Below are 18297 nucleotides of genomic sequence, written 5' to 3'. Positions count from 1 at the left end.
GGGCTCAGGCGGTCAGCGCGACTGCTCGACGACGGTGCGGTAGACCTCCAGGGTGCGCTCCGCGATCGAGGTCCAGGAGAAGTGCTCGGCGGCCCGGCGGCGCGAGGCCTCGCCCATCTCCTTCGCCCGTGCCGGGTCCGAGACCATCCGCACCAGCGCGTCGCGGGTGTCGGCGATGAACCTCTCCGGGTCCACGGGGGTGCCGGTGCCGTCGGTGAGCTGCTCGAGCTGGACCAGGTAACCGGTCTCCTCGTCGGCGACGACCTCGGGGATGCCGCCGGTCGCGGAGGCGACCACGGGGGTGCCGCAGGCCATGGCCTCGAGGTTCACGATGCCGAGCGGCTCGTAGATGCTCGGGCACGCGAAGGTGGTCGCGTGGGTGAGGATCTGGGTCAGCTCGTGGCGCGGCAGCATCTCGGTGATCAGGTGCACGTTGCCGCGGGTGGTGGACAGCTCCCTGACGAGCCCGTCGACCTCCTGGGCGATCTCCGGGGTGTCCGGGGCGCCGGCGCACAGCACCACCTGGTGGTCCTCGGGCAGCTCGCGCACCGCCCGCAGGAAGTAGGGCAGGCCCTTCTGGCGGGTGATCCGGCCGACGAACACGATCGTCGGCGCCTCGGGGTCGATGCCGCGGGAGGTCAGCGCCGAGGTGTCCTGGTTCGGGGCCCAGGAGTCGATGTCGATGCCGTTGTGGACCACGTGCACCTTCGCCGGGTCGACCGACGGGTAGGCGCGCAGGATGTCCTCCCGCATCCCGGCGGAGACCGCGATGACCCCGGCGGCGCCCTCGTAGGCGGTGCGCTCGGCGAAGGAGGAGACGCGATAGCCGCCGCCGAGCTGCTCCGCCTTCCACGGGCGCAGCGGCTCGAGGGAGTGGGCCGAGAGCACGTGCGGGATCCCGTGCAGCAGCGAGGCGACGTGCCCGGCGAAGTTCGCGTACCAGGTGTGGGAATGGACGAGGTCCGCGCCGCCGCAGTCCGCGGCGATCAGCAGGTCGGTGCCGAGGGTGGACAGGGCGGCGTTGGCCCCCTCGAGCTCCGCGGGGGTGCTGTAGGAGCTGGTGCCCTCCTCCTGCCGCTCGGCGCCGAAGGCCCGCACCCGCACGTCGATGTGCGGGCGCAGCACCTTGGTGAGCTCGGCGACGTGCACTCCGGCACCGCCGTAGACCTCCGGGGGGTACTCCTTGGTGAGCAGATCGACGCGCATGGGGTTCCTTCTCCTTCGTGCCTCGGCGCGGGGCGCACGACGCGGACCGGTTCGCCCGTTCCGCCCGGTGTGCCCACGCTCTCGGGGATGTGCGTGACGAGTGCCACGATTGGACTATCCTCGCACCATGTCGTCCCAAAAGGTCCTCGCCATCGTCCTCGCCGGCGGCGAGGGGAAGCGGCTGATGCCGCTGACCCTCGATCGGGCAAAGCCCGCGGTGCCGTTCGGCGGCATCTACCGCCTCATCGACTTCGCCCTGTCGAACATCGTCAACTCCGGCTATCTCAAGATCGTCGTGCTCACGCAGTACAAGTCGCACTCGCTGGACAAGCACATCGCCCAGACGTGGCGGATGAGCTCGCTGCTGGGCAACTACGTCGCGCCGGTCCCCGCGCAGCAGCGGATGGGCAAGCACTGGTTCCGCGGCAGCGCCGACGCGATCGCCCAGTCGCTGAACCTGATCCACGACGAGAAGCCGGAGTACGTGGTCGTCGTCGGCGCCGACAACATCTACCGCATGGACTTCTCGCAGATGCTGGACGCGCACATCGAGTCCGGCCGCTCCTGCACGGTCGCCGCGATCCGTCAGCCGATCGAGCTGTCGGACCAGTTCGGCGTCATCGAGACGGATCCGTCGGACCCCACCGCCATCAAGGCCTTCGTCGAGAAGCCGAAGGAGACCGAGGGACTGGCCGACGACCCCTCCTCGGTCCTCGCCTCGATGGGCAACTACATCTTCACCGCCGACGCGCTGGTCGAGGCCGTCACCCGCGACGCCGAGGACGACTCCTCCAAGCACGACATGGGCGGGGACATCGTCCCCTCGTTCGTGGACAACGGCGACGCGACGGTCTACGACTTCATCCACAACGACGTGCCGGGCTCCACCGATCGCGACCGCGACTACTGGCGCGACGTCGGCACCCTGGACGCCTTCTACGACGCGCACATGGATCTGATCTCGATCCACCCCGTGTTCAACCTCTACAACGACAAGTGGCCCACCTTCACCGGGCACCGCAACGCGCCGCCGGCGAAGTTCGTCCACGCCGGCCCCGGCCGCGTCGGCTCCGCGGTGGACTCCGTCATCTCGCCCGGCGTGGTGGTCTCCGGCGCCTCGGTCTCCAGCTCCGTGCTCTCCCCCGGGGTGCGCGTGAACTCCTGGTCGACGGTCTCGGACTCCGTGCTGATGGACGGCGTCACGGTGGGGCGGCACTGCCAGATCCACCGCGCCATCATCGACAAGGACGTGATCGTCCCCCCGCGCACCCAGATCGGCCTGGACGCCGAGAAGGACCGGGCCCGCGGCTGGGTCGTCACCGAGTCCGGCATCACCGTGATCGGCAAGGGCACGGTCATCGAGCCGTGAGCGCCGCAGTTCCCGGGACCACGACGACCTCCCTCGCGACGGGGCTGCTCGTCTCCGACGTCGACTCGACCTTCCTCACGCAGGAGGTGATCGAGCTCGTCGCCGATCACGCCGGCGTGCGGGCCGAGGTCGAGGAGATCACCAGCGCGGCGATGCGCGGGGAGCTCGACTTCGCCGCATCGCTGAGGGCGCGGGTCGCGCTGCTGGAGGGGCTGGACGACGCGGTGCTCGCCGAGGTGCGCTCCTCGCTGGTGCCGACGCCCGGCGCGCTCGAGCTGGTGCGCCGAGCGAAGGCGGCCGGCTGGGCGACCGCGCTGGTCTCCGGCGGGTTCCATGAGGTGATCGATGCCCTCGCCGCCGGGGCGGGCATCGACCACGTGCGGGCGAACCGCTTCGAGATCGCGGACGGCCGCCTCACCGGGAAGGTCTCCGGCCCGATCATCGACGGCGCCGCCAAGCGCGCCACCCTTGAGGAGCTCGCCGAGCAGCACGGCGTGCCGGTCGCGCGGATCGTGGCGATGGGCGACGGGGCGAACGACCGCGAGATGCTCGCCGCCGCGGGCACGGGCATCGCCTTCCGAGCGAAGCCCGCGCTGCGGGAGGTCGCCGACGTGGTGCTGAACGGGGAGTCGCTGCTGGACGCCTGGCCGCACCTGGAGGCCGCTGCCTCCCGCTGAGCGGCCCCGCACAGCACAGCGCCCGCCCCACTGCGACGGTGGGGCTAGCGCTGTCGCGTCGGCCTCAGGGGCGGACGATGGTGTGCAGGGTGAGCGCGTCCTCGCCGAGGGCCTCCCAGCTCTCCAGGGAGCCGGAGAGCACGGACATGGCGCCGGTCGGCATGCCGATCCGCGCCTGCGCGGTCGCCCCGGCGTCGGAGTCGTCGTCGGCCAGCAGCGCGCTGAGCGAGGAGATCGTGGGCTCGTGCCCGATCACCAGCACCACCGCATGCTTCGTCGCGACGCCTCGCACCAGCGAGAGCAGCTCCGAGGGGCCGCCGGAGTAGATCTCCTCGTGCGAGGTGACCTTCCCGTCGAAGTCCGGCATCTGCGAGCGGACGCCTTCCCAGGTCTGCGCGGTGCGGGTGGAGTCCGAGACGAGCACCCGGGAGACCTCCACGTTCTGCGCGGCGAGGTACTCCCCCACCAGACGGGCCTGGGACTGTCCGCGCTCGGCCAGCGCACGCTCGTGGTCGGGCTGGCCGGAGCTGTTCTCCGCCTTGCCGTGGCGCATCAGGAGCAGCAGACGACTGGCGGGGTCGGAGGAGGACATCGGGGTGGGTTCACACCTTCACGGTCGGTCGGTTCGGGACGGGGATCAGTGTCCCATGCCCAGGCCGCCGTCGACGGGGATGACGGCGCCGGAGATGTACGCCGCGTCGTCGCTCGCGACGAACGCCACGACGCGGGCCACCTCCTCCGGGTCCGCGAAGCGTCCGGCGGGGATCGCCTTGCGGTAGCTGTCCTGGAGGTCCTCGGACAGCTGCTGGGTCATCTCGGTGTCGATGTAGCCGGGCGCGACCACGTTGGCGGTGATGCCGCGGGAGCCGAGCTCGCGGGTGAGCGCGCGGGCGATGCCGACGAGGCCGGACTTCGAGGCCGCGTAGTTGACCTGCCCGGGCGAGCCGTACAGGCCCACCACGGAGCTGATCAGCACGATGCGGCCCTTCTTCTTGCGCACCATCGACTTGATCACGCGCTGCACCGTGCGGAAGGCGCCGGTGAGGTTGGTGTCGAGCACCGACTCGAAGGACTCGTCGCTCATCCGCAGCAGGAGCTGGTCGTCGGTGATGCCGGCGTTCGCGACCAGCACCTCGATCGGACCGTTCTCGGCCTCGACGGCCTTGATCGCGGCGGTGAGGCTGTCGCCGTCGGTGACGTCGGCGGCGACGGTGAGCGCGCCCTCGGGGCCGCCGGCGCCGGAGCGGCTGGTGACCGCGACCTTGTCGCCGCGGCGGAGGAACTCCTCCGCGATCGACCGGCCGATGCCCCGGTTGCCTCCCGTGACCAGGACGCTGCGGGGCTCGGGGGTGCTCTCGGTCATGCGGACTCCTTCGTGTCGGGGGCGGCGGGAGCGGCGTGGAACGGGTGTGTCGGCACGCGGCGGGGACGCCGCCCGGTAGGGGTGTGTGCTCTACGATACGGGGCGAGAGAGCGTCGGGACCCGAGGGGGGACCCGGCCCCGCCCACAGCTCCGGAAGGTGCCCCACGATGGCCTATCGCTTCAATCCTCCGCCGAACTGGCCGATCGACGATCCGCAGTGGAGCCCGCCTCCCGGCTGGCAGCCGGATCCCTCGTGGGGCCCTGCGCCCGAGGGCTGGAACTTCTGGGTCAGCGCCGAGGACGCCCCGGCGGCGCCGTCGGCCGCGCCGGAGCAGGCTCCGGCCGAGCAGTCCGCTCCCGTGCAGGAGGCCGCGCCGGTCGAGGACGACGCGACGCGGCTGAGCACCGGCGATGATGCGCAGACCCACGTCGCACAGCAGCCGGAGCAGCCCGTGACCACCGCGTCCGAGCCCGCGTCGTCGGCCCAGGACGCCTCCTCCGGGCAGGACGCCCCTGCCGCTCAGAGCTCCGCCGGCCAGGACGTCCCTGCCGCGCAGAGCACCACCGGCCAGTACGGCGCGATCAACCCCTACGGCGCCGCTCCGAGCGGTGCCGACGCCGCGCAGGTCGCACCGTCCGGCGAGCACGCCGACGACACCCGCGGGCGGCATGCGGCGGAGCCCGTCGACCAGGGGGAGCCCGCACCGGCGCCTGCTGGGGCCGATGCACCGCGCCAGTCCGCTCCCTCCGACGCCGAGGACGCGACGCACGTCGCGGGCACCGACCCCCGCGCCGCCGGGACCGATCCTGAAACGGCCGGTGCTGCCGACGGGACCTCCGGGGCCTCGGAGACCGCCGAGTACGCGGGACCCGACTTCGAGGCAGGCCTCGCCCAGCAGGCCCCGTACGAGACCGCCGAGCCGGCGCCGGGCGCGGGCCAGGACGCCTCCGGCCAGGGCACGGACGGCAGCGGTGCAGGCTGGGGTGCGGCGGCGGTCGGGGGTGCTGCCGTCGGCGGTGCTGCGGCCGGTGGCGCGTACGCCGCCCAGAGCTCGGCCGACGCCTCCCAGGGCTCCGCCGACGGCGGCGCCCCCTCCGCTCCCGACTACGGCCAGGCCCAGGGCCAGGGCGATGCCGCGTCCGGCTACGGACAGGGTCAGGGCTACGGCCAGGGCTCCGCCGAACAGGGCTACGGACAGGCGCAGGCCGGCTACGGCCAGGCCTCGGCTGACCAGGGCCACGGACAGGCGCACGCCGGCTACGGCCAGGCCTCGGCCGATCAGGGTTACGGCCAGTCCTCGGCCGACCAGGGCTACGGCCAGGCCTCGCCCGCAGAGTACGGCGCCCAGGGCTACGGCCAGGGATCGCCTGCGCAGGGCTACGGCCCCGGCTCCCCCGCTCAGGGCTACGGGCAGGGCTCGCCCTCGACCGACTCCGGCGCGGCCTGGACCGCGTCGACCGGCGCCGAGCCGCCGAAGAAGGGCATCGTCCAGCGCTTCTGGTGGGTCGGCTGCATCTTCCTGCTCATCATCGCGCTCGTCGCGGCGATCATCGGCGGCGTCTTCCTGATCGGACGGGGCGGCGACGAACCGACCGGCGGCGGCGACCCGACCACCTCCCAGGAGGAGACCACCGACGGCGGCGAGGAGACGACCCCCGAGGAGACCACCGACGACGAGGCGGAGGAGCCCGAGCCGACCCCGACCGACCTCGCCACCATCGACCCCTCCGCGAAGCCGGTCGAGATCGTGGGCACCGACGGCACCGGGACCATGGCCGTACACATGGAGTACAAGCCTGCCGACCAGCTCGAGAGCGAGTACGGCGGCACCGTCGATCCCGGCGAGCAGGGCGACTACCTCGTGGTCACCGCGAAGCTCACCGTCACCGAGGGCACGTTCGACGGGCTGAACCCCCACCAGTTCACCGTGATGACCCCCTACGGCGGCGGTGTCTCGCCGGCGACCCCGACCTTCGGGCTCAAGGGCTCCGGGGCGAGCTGGACGCCGGACGAGGGCTTCAAGGCCGGTGACGAATACACGATGACGATGCTGTTCGACGTCAAGCGTGCCAGTGGCAACAAGCTGGACTTCGACACCTACTCGGACAACTACTCCTGGGACGTCCCTGCGTGACCTCCGCACAGCGCTTCAACCCGCCGCCGAACTGGCCCGAACCCCCGCATGACGAGTGGGTCCCGCCGGCGGACTTCCGGCCCGGCCCCTCCTGGGGGCCGGTGCCGGCCGGGTGGAGGCTCTGGACGGACGAGCGCTCCGCCCCGCAGGGCGCGGCGCCGCTGCAGGACTCCGAGGACGTCCCCGCCAGCGGCGCCCGCCCCCGGGCGCGGGTCGAGCAATACCCGGTCTCCGTCCTCAACCCCGGGATGTGGACCGAGAACCATCTCCAGGACGAGGACTACGGCTTCCCGTTGGCACGGCCCCGGAAGGACCGGCCGCGGCTGCGGCTGGGGATGACCATCACGGTCACGGCCCTCGGTCTGCTGCTCACCGCCGCGACGGTGATCCTCTTCGTGCAGCTGGTGCAGTTCGGGATCGAGGACCTCACCGGCGTGCTCGGCGAGCAGGCGAGCCATCTGCACGGGGCCGGGCACGCGATGCCCGGTGAGCACGGGACGGGCGCCGCGGCACCTGATCGCGGATGACCGACCGCTCCGCCCGTCGCCGCATCCTGTTCTCCCGCGACACCTTCCTCGGGCTCGTGATCGTGCTGCTTCTCGCCGCCGTCTGCGTGTCCCTCGGGCTGTGGCAGTACGGCCGCTTCGAGGACAAGCGCGACGGTGCCGCGGTCATCGAGGAGAACTACGACGCCTCCCCCGTCCCCCTCGCCGAGGCGATGCCCGATCCTGCTGCTCCGCTCACGGACGCGCAGGTGTGGACCCCGGTCGAGATGCAGGGCAGCTACTGCACCGATCCCGGCTGCGTGCTCTACGTCCGCAACCGCCAGCTCGGCGGCGAGGTCGGCTTCTGGCAGCTGGTCCCCTTCCGCGGCGAGGACGGCACCACGCTGATGGTCGTGCGCGGCTGGGTGCCGGAGGACGCCGACGCCAGCTCCCCCGCCGATCCTGCGCCCGTCCCGGAGGGCGCCCTCACGGTGACCGCCCGTCTGCGGACGGCGGAGCCGGTGCTGGACCGTGTCCCACCGGAGGGCCAGGCCCACTCCGTCAACCCCGCCCAGATCGCCTCCCAGCTCGGCCTGGACACGGACGCCGTGGTGATCGGCGCGTTCGGCGAGCTCGCGCAGGAGGAGCCGGCCGCGGACCGTCCGCAGCCGCTGCCGGCACCGGAGACGGGCCTCGGACCGCATCTCTCCTACGCCTTCCAGTGGTGGATCTTCGCGCTGTTCTTCCCGGGCGCCCTGATCTTCCGACTGCGCCGCCAGTTCCAGGACCTCGCCGCGGAGGAGGCGGAGGACGCAGGAGCATCGCCCGGCGCCGAGGAGGTCGCAGCGTCCGGCGCGATCGCTCCGACCGATCCGCACGCCGCCGTCACCGACCCCGCGTCCCGGACCCCTGCGCGGTCCGGTGCACGGGACACCGCAGACCATCGCCCCCGACGCGCCGTCCGAGCGCGCCGCCGGGGCCAGGACGAGGAGGAAGAGGATGCCCTCATCGACCAGCAGCGGCCCTGAGCGGCCCGGAGCGCCCGCCTCGCGCTTCCTGCCCGGACCGCGGCCGCGCCGCATCGCCCACCGGGGCCTCGCGCTCGAGGCGCCGGAGAACACCCTCGAGGCGTTCCGCGCAGCCCTCGACGCCGGCGCGGACATGCTCGAGACCGACACCCGCGCGACCCGGGACGGACTGGCCCTCGCCGTCCACGACGAGGACCTCGCCCGCATCGCCGGCGACCCCCGCCGGATCGAGGAGCTCTCGGCGGCGGACGCCGGCGCCGTGCGGCTGCCCGGCGACCAGCCGCTCGCGATGCTCGAGGACGTGCTGGACGCCTTCCCCGACGTCCCGCTGAACATCGACGTGAAGAGCCCCTCCGCCATCGGCCCCGCCGTCGCTGCGATCGCGAGGACCCGCAGCGCCGACCGGGTGTGCCTGGCGGGCTTCGACGGCGCCGTAGTGCGCCGTGCGGTCGCCACGCTCCGCGCAGCGACCGGGGTCACTGCCGTGCGCAGCCCCTCCCGCGGTGTGATCGGCCGCTTCCTCGCCGCCCGCGCGCTCGAGGCCCCGCTCGCGGTCACCGACCGGCTGCTCGCCCCCTACGGCGCACTGCAGGTGCCGGAGACCTACAGGGGCGTCCCGGTGGTGACCCGGGACACCGTCGCCGCCGCGCACCATGCCGGCTGCGAGGTGCACGTCTGGACCGTGGACGACCCCGTGACCATGCAGGATCTGCTGGTCAAGGGCGTGGATGGTATCATCACCAATCGCGTCGACCTGCTCTCCGAGCTCCTCGACGACGCCTGACCCGCGAGGGCCGTGCAGCTCCCGGGAAGAGATCCGGCCCCGCAGGCGTTGACACCTCCGGGTGTCGCCGCGCACGACACCCCACAGACCTTCCGGACGGCACCCCGTCCGGCCCCGTACCCCGGCAGGAAGCGAGAACCGCATGAACAGCCGCAGCCTGCGAGGCACCCGACTGGGCTCCCTCTCCATGGAGACCGACGAGGGCGTCCTCGCCGCACCGCGCCAGGAGGCAATCTACGACTGCCCCAACGGCCACCACATCGTCCTCCCCTTCTCGGTCGAGGCCGACGTCCCGGCCGTGTGGGAGTGCCGCTGCGGCCAGACCGCGGTGCTGCGCGACCACGAGAAGCCCGAGGAGAAGCCGGGCAAGCCCGTGCGCACCCATTGGGACATGCTGCTCGAGCGCCGCAGCGAGGAGGACCTCCAGGTCCTGCTCGACCAGCGCCTCGAGCTGCTGCGCGCCGGCAAGCTCCACCAGCGCCGCAACCTCTGAGCCTCGCCTCTCACGGGAAGAGCCCCCGCACCGCCGTTCTCGGCGGTGCGGGGGCTCTTCCCATCGGCGGTCCCGCAGGTCGGGTCACTCCGGGGAGGGCGGGTCCTGCACGATCATCGGCGGGACGGCGCCGTCCTGTCGCCGTCCGTCGGCCCCGCCGGAGGCACCGCCCGTGCGGCGGTTCTCGACGATGATCTCGCCGTCGATCACGCCGCTGCCGGAGCGGCGGTAGAGCACGGTGCGGGCCTGCTCCGAGCCGCTGCCCAGCCCCATCGCGGAGACGGCGCGCTTCTGCACCGGGGTGAGCAGCAGCACGAGGGCGGCGAGGTCGGTGAGCAGGCCGGGGAAGAAGAACAGAAGCGCCGAGAGCATCGTGAAGGCGGGGCGCGAGAGGTGGTCCTGCACGTCGCCGCTGCCGCGCACGGCACGGAACAGGGAGCGCACGCGCACGAAGGACTGCTGCCCGGCGGCGACCAGCAGCGCGACGCCCACGAGCCAGCCCACCACGACGATCAGCACGGACCACCACAGGCTCGTGTTCACGCCGATCAGCACCAGGATCGCGAGCTCGAGGAGGCCCACGACGACGATCGCGAGCGGGATCGCGCTCGCGCGGCGCGAACGGCGACGGTCGGCGGGTTCGGTGGGGCGCCCGGAGGCCCCCGGGGTGCTGTGGGGCGAGCTCGTCACGGCGGTTCCCTTCCTGTGCGAGGTGATGGCCAGGTTAGCGCAGGGCCTTGCGAAGGCCCTGGGCGCGACGTGCGAGTCCCCAGAGGGTCACCTTCACCAGCGCCTCGCGCACGATGTCGGAGGACATCTTGCTGGCCCCCTCGGTGCGCTCGTCGAAGTCGATCGGCACCTCGACGATCACGGCGCCCAGGTCGCGTGCACGGCGGGTCATGTCGACCTGGAAGCAGTAGCCCTGGGAGGCGATGTCCTCCTCCATCAGGCGCGAGAGCAGCTCGGCGCGGAAGACGCGGAACCCCGCGGTGGCGTCGGCGACCCCGAGACCCATCAGCACCGTCACGTACACGTTCGCGCCGCGGGAGAGGAGCCGCCGATGGGCGGGCCAGTCGTGGACGGCGCCGCCGGGCACCCAGCGGGAGCCGATCGCGAGGTCGGCGCCGCGCCGCACGGCCTCCAGCAGGCCCGGCAGCTGCTCGGGCCGGTGCGAGGCGTCGGCGTCCATCTCCACGAGCTGCTCGTAGCCGTGCTCGAGACCCCAGGCGAAGCCCGCGAGATACGCCGGGCCGAGGCCCTGCTTCCCCGCCCGGTGCAGCACGTGCACGGCCGCATCGCGTCGGGAGACCTCCTCGGCCCATTCCCCCGTGCCGTCCGGGGAGGAGTCGTCCACCACGAGCACATGCGCCTCCGGCACCGCACGTCGCAGCCGCTCGAGGGTGCCGGGCAGCGCCTCCCGCTCGTCATAGGTGGGGATCACCACGAGGGTCGGCGGCAGCGGAGCGGTGGACGGGCGGGTCATCGGTCTCCTCGGAGGATCGGACGGCGCGGGGAGGGCGGGCTGGACGGCGGGCCGGTGCCGCCCGGAGGATCAGCGACGGGCAGCGGCCCGTGCCAGGGCGCGGCGACCGGAGGTCAGCGCCCCGAGCAGCCCGGCGGCACCGAGGGCGGAGATCCCGATCGCGATCCACGGCCCGGCGGCGACGGCCGGGGTGGTCCCGGTGCGCAGCGGCACGTCGGCGACCATCGTGCCCTGCTCCCAGTGGTCCACGAAATCGATCTGGCGTCCCTCGGGGCTGTAGATCGCGGAATGGCCGACGGTGGAGACGTGCACGACGCTGCGCCCGGAGAGCACCGCCATCACCCGGGCCTGCGCGAGCTGCTGGATCGCCTCGTCCGAGTCGCCGAACAGCGCATTGTTCGACTGCACGACGATCACCTCGGCGCCGTCGTCGACCACGTCCTGCACGAGGCCCTCGTAGGCGATCTCGAAGCAGATCAGCAGCCCGGCGGTGCCCTCGCCCTGGCCGAGCTCGGCGAGGTCCATGGTGCCGATCTCCTCGCCGGCGATCATGTCCCGGGAGACGAGGTCGACCTTGTCGGAGAGCCGGCTGAACACGTCGCGCATCGGGATGTACTCGCCGAAGGGGACGGGGTGACGCTTGGAGTAGGCGTAGGGGGTCTCGCCCTCCGGGGTGATCAGCACGGACTGGTTCAACCGCTCCGTCTCCCCCACCGGCACCTGCGTGCCGACCAGGACGGGGGCGTCCGCGTCCTGGGCGAGGGAGGCCAGCAGGGAGGAGAGATAGGGGTCCTGGCGGGGATCGTATCCGGTGGAGTCCTCGGGCCAGACGACCAGGTCGAGGTCGGTGCCGTCGGCCGTGGCCTGGTCGACCGCGGAGCGGGAGGCGGTGAGGTGGTTGTCGAAGACGTCGTCCGGCATCGTGAAGCTGGCGGGGTCGATCTCCCCCATCGAGCCCTGCACGGCGGCGACCGTCATGGAGGGCCGATCGGCCGGGGCGCGGTTGAGGGGATGGGGGACGACGACGGTGGCGAGCACGGCGGCCACGGCGATCGCGAAGGGCCACACGCCGGAGAAGCCGGTCAGCCCGCGGTGGCGGCGACCCAGGAGGGCGAGCGCGCCGAGCAGCAGCAGGTGGGCAAGCAGCGCGACGACGAGGGCGAGCCCGGCCATCCCGATCCACGGCGCGAGATGGACCAGCGGCGAGTCGGACAGCGCGAAGCCGCTCGCGCCCCAGGTCAGGCCGCCCCACGGGGCACTGCCCCGCAGCGTCTCGACCCCCACCCACAGCGCGGAGACCACCAGCGCGGAGGAGACGCAGAGGCCGCGACGCACCATCACCGCACGGGCGGCGAGGCCGAACACTACGATGTACAGCGCCTCGAAGACGCCCAGCGCCAGCCAGGGCGCGCTGCCGGCATAGGTGCTCGCCCACTCGGTCAGCGGGATGAAGAAGGCGAGCCCCCACAGCAGGGAGACGAGGCCGGCGAGCCAGGCCGAGCGCACCAGCAGCCCGCCGCACAGCAGCGCGATCCCCACCGGCAGCAGCATCCACAGGTCGTAGGGCGGGAAGGCGAGCAGCGCGCTGAACCCGCCGAGGAGCCCGCAGCCGATCGCTGCGACCGCGGGCGTGGCCTCGTACTCCTCGCGCGGACGGCGGCCTCGCGGGCGCGCGCGCGAGGCGGCGGTCCGTGCGGCGGTGCTCACTCGGCGTCCCCGCGGAGCTCGTCGTGCACGACCCGGCCGTCGACCACGGTGCGCAGGGCGCGCGGGCTGCCCTGGTCAAGGTCGGGCAGCAGCGGGGTGCGGGAGCGGGGGTCGGTGGACCAGGTGTCGACCCGCTCGGCGAGGGAGCGGACGGTGAGGTCCCACGGCTCCCACAGGACGAACGTGGCCGGCAGCCCGGTGCGCAGCGTGCCGGGATGGCGCCTCCCGGCGACCCGCTGGCCGCCGCGGCTCGCGGCAAGGAAGGCGGCGCGGTCGCTGAGGCGCTGCGCGGCAGGGGCGCTGCGGGCGGCGGCGCGGACCCAGGTCCACGGATCGGCGGCCTCGTCCCGGCCGGCGGAGCCGAAGGCGAGCGGGGTGCCGTCGCTGACGAGGTCCAGGAACGCGGCGTCCTCGGTGACGGGGGCGATCACCTGCACGCCCTCGCGCGTCCCCGTCGGCCCCGGCAGACGAAGCACGATCCCGTGCGCGGCCGCGGCGGCGTCGCCGGCCGGGTCGGGGTCGGTGCCGTCCATGGTCGCGGCGGCGTCGACGAAGCCGGGGGTGACCAGGCAGCCGGTGGCGTCCACGCGCTCGGCCTCCGGGTGGAGCACGAAGGCGCTGTCCTCGGGGCCGGTCCAGGCGATCAGCCCGTCGGCCACCAGCATCGCGGAAGCCTCCGGGTCGTCCGCGCTGTACAGGACGATGCCGGTGTAGAGGACGGGCGCCGTGGGCTGCGAGGGGGGCCGTGCAGGCTGGTTCTGGGCACTCACACGTCCCATCCTCCCCGCTCCCCCTGGGAGAACGCTCATCGGCCGATCTCCTGGGCGACCAGGCCGCGGCGCACGCCGTCGATCGCGGCGCGCGCGGTCCTGCCCAGGCGCTCGTCGGCGGTGAGCTGGTCGAGCAGGTCGATCACCTGGCGGCAGTGGCGCACGAAGTCGCCCGGCGGGAGGTCGTTGCCCTCGAGCGCGGCGGCCAGGTGCGCGCCGCGCGCCCAGCGGTGCACGATCGCCGCGATCGCGGGATCCGGCGGGAGGGTCGGGTCGATGCCGTGCCGCGCCTCGGCGGACTGCAGCTCGGCGGCGATCCTGCTCGAGGCCTCGAGCGCCGCGCCGACGGCGGGATCGGGGATCAGCTCCGGCGCACGGTCGTCACGGCGGGTCTCATGGACGGCGGCGGAGACCACGGCGGCGAGCCCCGGCGCGTCCAGACCGTCCCAGGCGCCGTGCTCGAGGCATTCGGCAATCAGCAGGTCCCGGTCGCTGAACAGGCGTCGCAGCCGCATCCCGCTCGCGGTGGGCACGAGCTCCTCCCCGTCCTCGCCCGCGTGCTCCAGATAGCCGAGCTCGAGCAGCAGGTCCGTGAGGCGGTCGAAGCGTCGGGCGAGCGAGCTGGTGCGTCCGCTGATGCGGCGCTGGACACCCTCGAGCTCGCCGCGGGACTTCCGCCACCGGCCCACCCAGCGCAGATGCGACTCGAGGTCGGGGCAGGCGGCGCAGGGGTGCTCCGCCAGCTGTGCGCGCAGCTCCTGCAGGCGGGGGTCCTGGGCGGCGGTGGAGGGGGTGCGGCCGGCGCGCCGGCGCACCTCGCGGCGGGCGTCGTCGTCCTGGCCCGCCAGGCGCTGTCGGAGCGCGGAGGCGGTGTCCTTGCGCACCTTGCCGCTGCCGAGCGCCTCCGGACGCGGCAGGCGCAGGGTGTCGATGACCGCGGGCGGGGAGGGCACGTCCCCGGGGCGGAGGCTCCGGCGGCGTCCCTCGGTGTCCAGCAGGTCCACCTGGGGGCCGCCGAGGACGTGGCGGTCCACGTCGAGCACGACGGCGTAGCCGCGGCGCTTCCCACCGGGCAGTGCGATGATCTCGCCGCGTCGCAGGTCGCCAAGGACGCTGCGGGTGCGGTCGCGGTCCGCGGCGGCCCGGGCCTGGGAGAGCTCCTTCTCCCGCGCGCTGATCGCCTCCTGGATCCCGGCGTACTCGAGCAGGTCGCCGCGCTCGCAGGTGACCGCCGCGCGGTAGTCCTCGACGGTGTCCTCGAGCTCGCGGGCGCGCCGGGCGAGCCCCACCACGGAGCGGTCCGCCTGGAACTGGGCGAAGCTGGTCTCGAGGGTCTCTCGGGCACGGGAGAGGTCGAAGCGGTCCAGCAGGTTCACCGCCATGTTCGGGGTGGGCCGGAAGGCGGAGCGCAGCGGGTAGGTGCGGCGCGAGGCGAGGGAGGCGGCGGCCGCGGCGTCGAAGCGCGGCCCGCCGACGATCACCGCGTGCCCCTCGGTGTCGATGCCTCGTCGTCCCGCACGTCCCGTGAGCTGGGTGTACTCCCCCGGCGTGAGGTCGGCGTGCTCGACGCCGTTGAACTTCACGAGCTTCTCGAGCACCACGGAGCGGGCCGGCATGTTGATGCCGAGGGCGAGGGTCTCGGTGGCGAAGACGACCTTGAGCAGTCCGCGGGCGAAGAGCTCCTCGACGACGGTCTTCAGCAGCGGCAGCATCCCGGCGTGGTGGGCGGCGTAGCCGTCCAGGACGGCGCGGCGGAAGGCGTGCAGGCCCAGCACCTCCTCGTCCTCGACGCCGATCTCGGCCAGGCGCTCGTCGAGGACGGCGCGGATCTCGCCGCGCTCGTGGTCGTCGGTCAGGCGCAGCCGGGCCCGGGCGCACTGCTGGACGGCGCCCTCGCAGCCGGCGCGGGAGAAGATGAAGACGATCGCGGGCAGCAGCGCGGCGTCGTCGAGCACCTCGACCACCTCGGGGCGGCGCATCGGACGGCCACCGGCCCCGCCGCGAGAGCCGCCGTGCCGACCGCCGTCGTGGCGCGAGCCGTCACGTCCCGAGCCCGGGCCGTGGTGGCGCGGGCCCTCGTGCTCGCCGCGCCGGTCCCCGCCCCGCTCGCCGCGCGGCGAGCCGTGGCGTCCGGCGCCGCGGGGACGGTGACGGCCGCGGGTGCCCTTCCGACCGCGATAGCCGCGGCCGCGCTGTCCCCCGCTGCGCTCGTCCACCGGCAGTGAGAAGGAGGTGATCCGCTCGATCTCTGGGTTGACCTGCCGATCGCTGCGGGCGCCGGGGCCGTGGGAGACGACCGCCTCCCCGTCGGCATCGACGAAGAGGTCCAGCAGCTCCTCGCCGACGATCACGTGCTGCCACAGCGGCACCGGCCGCGTCTCGGAGACGATGATCGAGGTCTCGCCCCGCACCTCCTGGAGCCAGGCCCCGAACTCCTCGGCGTTCGAGACCGTCGCCGAGAGCGCGACCAGCTGGACGGAGCGGTCCAGGTGGATGATGACCTCCTCCCACACCGGGCCGCGCAGGCGGTCGGCGAGGTAGTGCACCTCGTCCATCACCACGAAGCCCAGCCCGTCCAGCAGGTCGGAGTCGGCGTAGAGCATGTTGCGCAGCACCTCGGTGGTCATCACGACCACCTCGGCGGTGGGCCGGATCGAGGTGTCTCCCGTCAGCAGGCCGACGCGCTCCGCGCCCAGCCAGTCCGCGAGCTCGCCGAACTTCTGGTTCGACAGGGCCTTGATCGGTGCGGTGTAGAAGACCTTCCGGCCCTGCGCGAGCGCGAGATGCACCGCGAACTCGCCGACGACGGTCTTGCCGGCGCCGGTCGGAGCGGCCACCAGCACGGAGCGGCCGTCCTCGAGGGCGCGGCCGCCGGCGAGCTGGAAGACGTCCAGCGCGAAGTCGTATCGGGCGGTGAAGGCGGTGAGCTCGGAGTTCTCCCGCCGCTTCTCCTCGGCCCACGCCGCGTAGCGCTCTGCGGGCGAGGTCACTGAGCTCCCCCGTCGACCGCCCTCTCGCCGCGCAGCGCCGAGAGATCGGCGAGCAGGCGCACGGCGCCGGGCAGCACGCGCGCGGTGAGGGGCAGCAGGGAGCGGGCCTCCCCGTCGGCGTAGGCGCGCAGCGAGCGGCCGTGGCGCAATCCCACGGTCACCTCGCGCACCGGGCGGACGCGCACGCCCTCGAGCTCGGTGTGGGTGCCCTTGAAGACGCGGGGGAAGAAGCGCAGGAGATCGCGCCTGCCCAGTCCCTCGATGCTCAGCAGCTCGAGCTGCCCGTCGTCGATGCGGGCGTCCGGGACCATCTGCATCCCTCCACCGTAGACCCCGGAGCTGCACAGGGACAGCAGCGGCGCGTCGATCTCGAACCGCTCGCCGCCGTCGATCTCGAGCCAGTACGGCAGCGGGGTGAAGGTGGGCATCTCCCGCAGCACGGCCGCGGTGTAGCGCACGGTGTGGGAGGCGCGGGAGCTGTTGGCGCGGGCGTTGACGATCGCGTCGAAGCCGAGATTGACGTTGCCGAGCGCGAGGGAGCGGTGCGGCAGCGCGTTCTCCCCCGCGGAGGTCACCTCGATCGCGTCGATGGTGACGACCGGGCGGGACAGCGCGTGCAGGAGCGCGCGGGTGGACTCCTCGGGGTCGTTGACGCTGAGGCCGAGGGCGCGGGCGAAGTCGTTGCCGCTCCCGGCTGGCACGATCCCGAGCCGCACGGGGGTGCCCGCGACGATCTCGGCGCCGAGCGAGACGGTGCCGTCCCCGCCCACCACCACGAGGGCCGTCAGCGAGTCGCGGACCTCCTCCGCCCGGGCCCGGGCGACATGCGCGCTGGGACCGGAGAGGTCGACGACCGAGATGCCCGCGAGATGGAGCAGATGCCCCACCTGTCGTCCCACGCGATGGGCCGTGCCCTGGGCGGCGGTGGGGTTCGCGAGCAGGCCGACGCGGAGTCTGGTCACCGGCCGCCCTCGTCGGGCTCGTCGAGCCGGGAGGGGCCGTCGATCTTCTCGACCTCGTCGTCGATGCGGCTGGCCTCGTCGTCGTCGAGGTCCTCGTCGCCGCTGCGCTTCGCCTGGCGGCGGTCGTGGAGCATCGAGATGACGATCGCTCCGAAGAAGAGGCTGGCGATCGCGGCGGACATCGCGATGAGGGTGATCGGCTCGGGCGTGGGCACCATGACCGCGGTGAAGGCGAAGCTCAGGAAGATGATCCAGCGCCAGGCCTTCAGCATCGCGCGGCCGCTGACCAGGCCCATGAAGTTCAGCAGCACCATGACCACCGGGACCACGAACGCGACGCCGAAGGCGAGCATGGTCTTGACCAGGAGCGAGAGGTACTCGTCGTAGCTGATGAGCTGCTCGACCCCATCGGCCTGCGGCGTGAAGCTCAGCAGCACAGGGACGAGCTGGTTCACCGCCCAGTAGCCGGCGAGGCAGCCGATGAAGAACAGCGGGATCGCGGAGCCGAAGAAGCCGATCGCGTAGCGCCGCTCGTTCTTGTGCAGGCCGGGCATCACGAAGAGCCAGATCTGCAGCATGATCATCGGGGACGAGAGCAGCAGGCCCACATAGGCGGACATCTGCAGCTTGACGTTCAGACCGGTGCCGACACCCCGGAAGTTGAGATCGGCCTGCAGACCCTGTTCTGCGGCGAGCGTGAAGGGGCGCTTGAGCGCCTCGAAGACCCAGTCGAACAGGAACCAGCCCACGACCGAGAGCACCAGCACCGTGATGGCGCTGATGACCAGGCGGTTGCGGAGCTCGGTGAGGTGCTCGCCCAGGGACATGCGTCCCTCGGGGTCGCG

General features: G+C 73.1%; 17 protein-coding genes. 7 read left to right on the top strand and 10 right to left on the bottom strand.

Annotated elements, in window-relative coordinates; all coding sequences use genetic code 11:
* Positions 1-12: 12 nt before the first annotated feature.
* Entirely contained in the window at positions 13-1206 is a 1194-nt protein-coding gene (gene glgA, locus A4A78_RS15755; protein WP_062950889.1) for a glycogen synthase, read from the bottom strand.
* A 127-nt stretch (positions 1207-1333) separates the two neighbouring features.
* Between glgA and glgC the strand changes: the two genes are divergently transcribed.
* Positions 1334-2575, top strand: coding sequence for a glucose-1-phosphate adenylyltransferase (gene glgC, locus A4A78_RS15750; protein ID WP_062950887.1), 1242 nt, complete (start codon positions 1334-1336; stop codon positions 2573-2575).
* The gene (gene serB / locus A4A78_RS15745) at positions 2572-3252 is read left to right on the top strand and encodes a phosphoserine phosphatase SerB (RefSeq protein WP_062950884.1); all 681 of its coding nucleotides are present in this window, start codon (positions 2572-2574) and stop codon (positions 3250-3252) included. The genes glgC and serB overlap by 4 nt, the downstream gene beginning before the upstream one ends.
* A gap of 64 nt (positions 3253-3316) precedes the next feature.
* On the opposite strand, the gene A4A78_RS15740 is transcribed toward serB, so the two are convergent.
* Complete coding sequence (locus tag A4A78_RS15740) at positions 3317-3844, bottom strand: histidine phosphatase family protein (RefSeq protein WP_062950883.1); 528 nt, start codon at positions 3842-3844, stop codon at positions 3317-3319.
* Between the two features lie 45 nt (positions 3845-3889).
* Positions 3890-4615, bottom strand: a complete 726-nt coding sequence (locus tag A4A78_RS15735) for a beta-ketoacyl-ACP reductase (protein ID WP_062950882.1) — start codon at positions 4613-4615, stop codon at positions 3890-3892.
* 167 nt (positions 4616-4782) lie between these two features.
* On the opposite strand from A4A78_RS15735, the gene A4A78_RS15730 reads away from it, so the two are divergent.
* The 5 genes from A4A78_RS15730 to A4A78_RS15710 all read left to right on the top strand — a co-directional run bounded on the left by A4A78_RS15730 (position 4783) and on the right by A4A78_RS15710 (position 9540).
* A complete protein-coding gene (locus A4A78_RS15730; RefSeq protein ID WP_062950880.1) occupies positions 4783-6750 on the top strand; it encodes a hypothetical protein in 1968 nt (655 codons plus the stop codon).
* Positions 6747-7277 (top strand): hypothetical protein, encoded by a 531-nt coding sequence (locus A4A78_RS15725; RefSeq protein WP_062950878.1) that lies wholly within the window; start codon positions 6747-6749, stop codon positions 7275-7277. Before A4A78_RS15730 ends, A4A78_RS15725 begins: the two co-directional genes overlap by 4 nt.
* Complete coding sequence (locus A4A78_RS15720) at positions 7274-8263, top strand: SURF1 family protein (RefSeq protein ID WP_062950876.1); 990 nt, start codon at positions 7274-7276, stop codon at positions 8261-8263. The genes A4A78_RS15725 and A4A78_RS15720 overlap by 4 nt, the downstream gene beginning before the upstream one ends.
* Complete coding sequence (locus tag A4A78_RS15715) at positions 8235-9047, top strand: glycerophosphodiester phosphodiesterase (RefSeq protein WP_062950874.1); 813 nt, start codon at positions 8235-8237, stop codon at positions 9045-9047. The genes A4A78_RS15720 and A4A78_RS15715 overlap by 29 nt, the downstream gene beginning before the upstream one ends.
* Positions 9048-9189: 142 nt before the next feature.
* Positions 9190-9540, top strand: a complete 351-nt coding sequence (locus A4A78_RS15710; protein WP_010551569.1) for an RNA polymerase-binding protein RbpA — start codon at positions 9190-9192, stop codon at positions 9538-9540.
* Positions 9541-9624: 84 nt separating this feature from the next.
* Here the strand turns inward: A4A78_RS15710 and A4A78_RS15705 are convergent, their stop codons facing one another.
* The 7 genes from A4A78_RS15705 to tatC all read right to left on the bottom strand — a co-directional run bounded on the left by A4A78_RS15705 (position 9625) and on the right by tatC (position 18279).
* Positions 9625-10230 (bottom strand): FxsA family protein, encoded by a 606-nt coding sequence (locus A4A78_RS15705; protein ID WP_062950872.1) that lies wholly within the window; start codon positions 10228-10230, stop codon positions 9625-9627.
* Between the two features lie 34 nt (positions 10231-10264).
* Positions 10265-11023, bottom strand: a complete 759-nt coding sequence (locus A4A78_RS15700; protein ID WP_062950870.1) for a polyprenol monophosphomannose synthase — start codon at positions 11021-11023, stop codon at positions 10265-10267.
* 69 nt (positions 11024-11092) lie between these two features.
* A complete protein-coding gene (gene lnt, locus A4A78_RS15695) occupies positions 11093-12730 on the bottom strand; it encodes an apolipoprotein N-acyltransferase (protein ID WP_062950868.1) in 1638 nt (545 codons plus the stop codon).
* Complete coding sequence (locus A4A78_RS15690) at positions 12727-13509, bottom strand: hypothetical protein (protein WP_062950866.1); 783 nt, start codon at positions 13507-13509, stop codon at positions 12727-12729. Before A4A78_RS15690 ends, lnt begins: the two co-directional genes overlap by 4 nt.
* Positions 13510-13535: 26 nt before the next feature.
* A complete protein-coding gene (locus A4A78_RS15685) occupies positions 13536-16490 on the bottom strand; it encodes an RNA helicase (RefSeq protein WP_062950864.1) in 2955 nt (984 codons plus the stop codon).
* Complete coding sequence (locus tag A4A78_RS15680) at positions 16487-17452, bottom strand: diacylglycerol kinase family protein (protein WP_062950862.1); 966 nt, start codon at positions 17450-17452, stop codon at positions 16487-16489. The genes A4A78_RS15685 and A4A78_RS15680 overlap by 4 nt, the downstream gene beginning before the upstream one ends.
* Positions 17449-18279 carry a twin-arginine translocase subunit TatC gene (tatC, locus tag A4A78_RS15675; protein ID WP_062950861.1) on the bottom strand — a complete coding sequence of 277 codons (831 nt, stop codon included), beginning with the start codon at positions 18277-18279 and terminating at the stop codon, positions 17449-17451. The genes A4A78_RS15680 and tatC overlap by 4 nt, the downstream gene beginning before the upstream one ends.
* Positions 18280-18297 lie beyond the last annotated feature (18 nt).

This window comes from Brachybacterium sp. sponge (assembly GCF_001613775.1).
GTDB classification, from domain to species: Bacteria; Actinomycetota; Actinomycetes; order Actinomycetales; family Dermabacteraceae; genus Brachybacterium; species Brachybacterium conglomeratum.
Note: the sequence above shows the minus strand (reverse complement) of the source record. Positions and strands in the feature narration are given on the sequence as shown.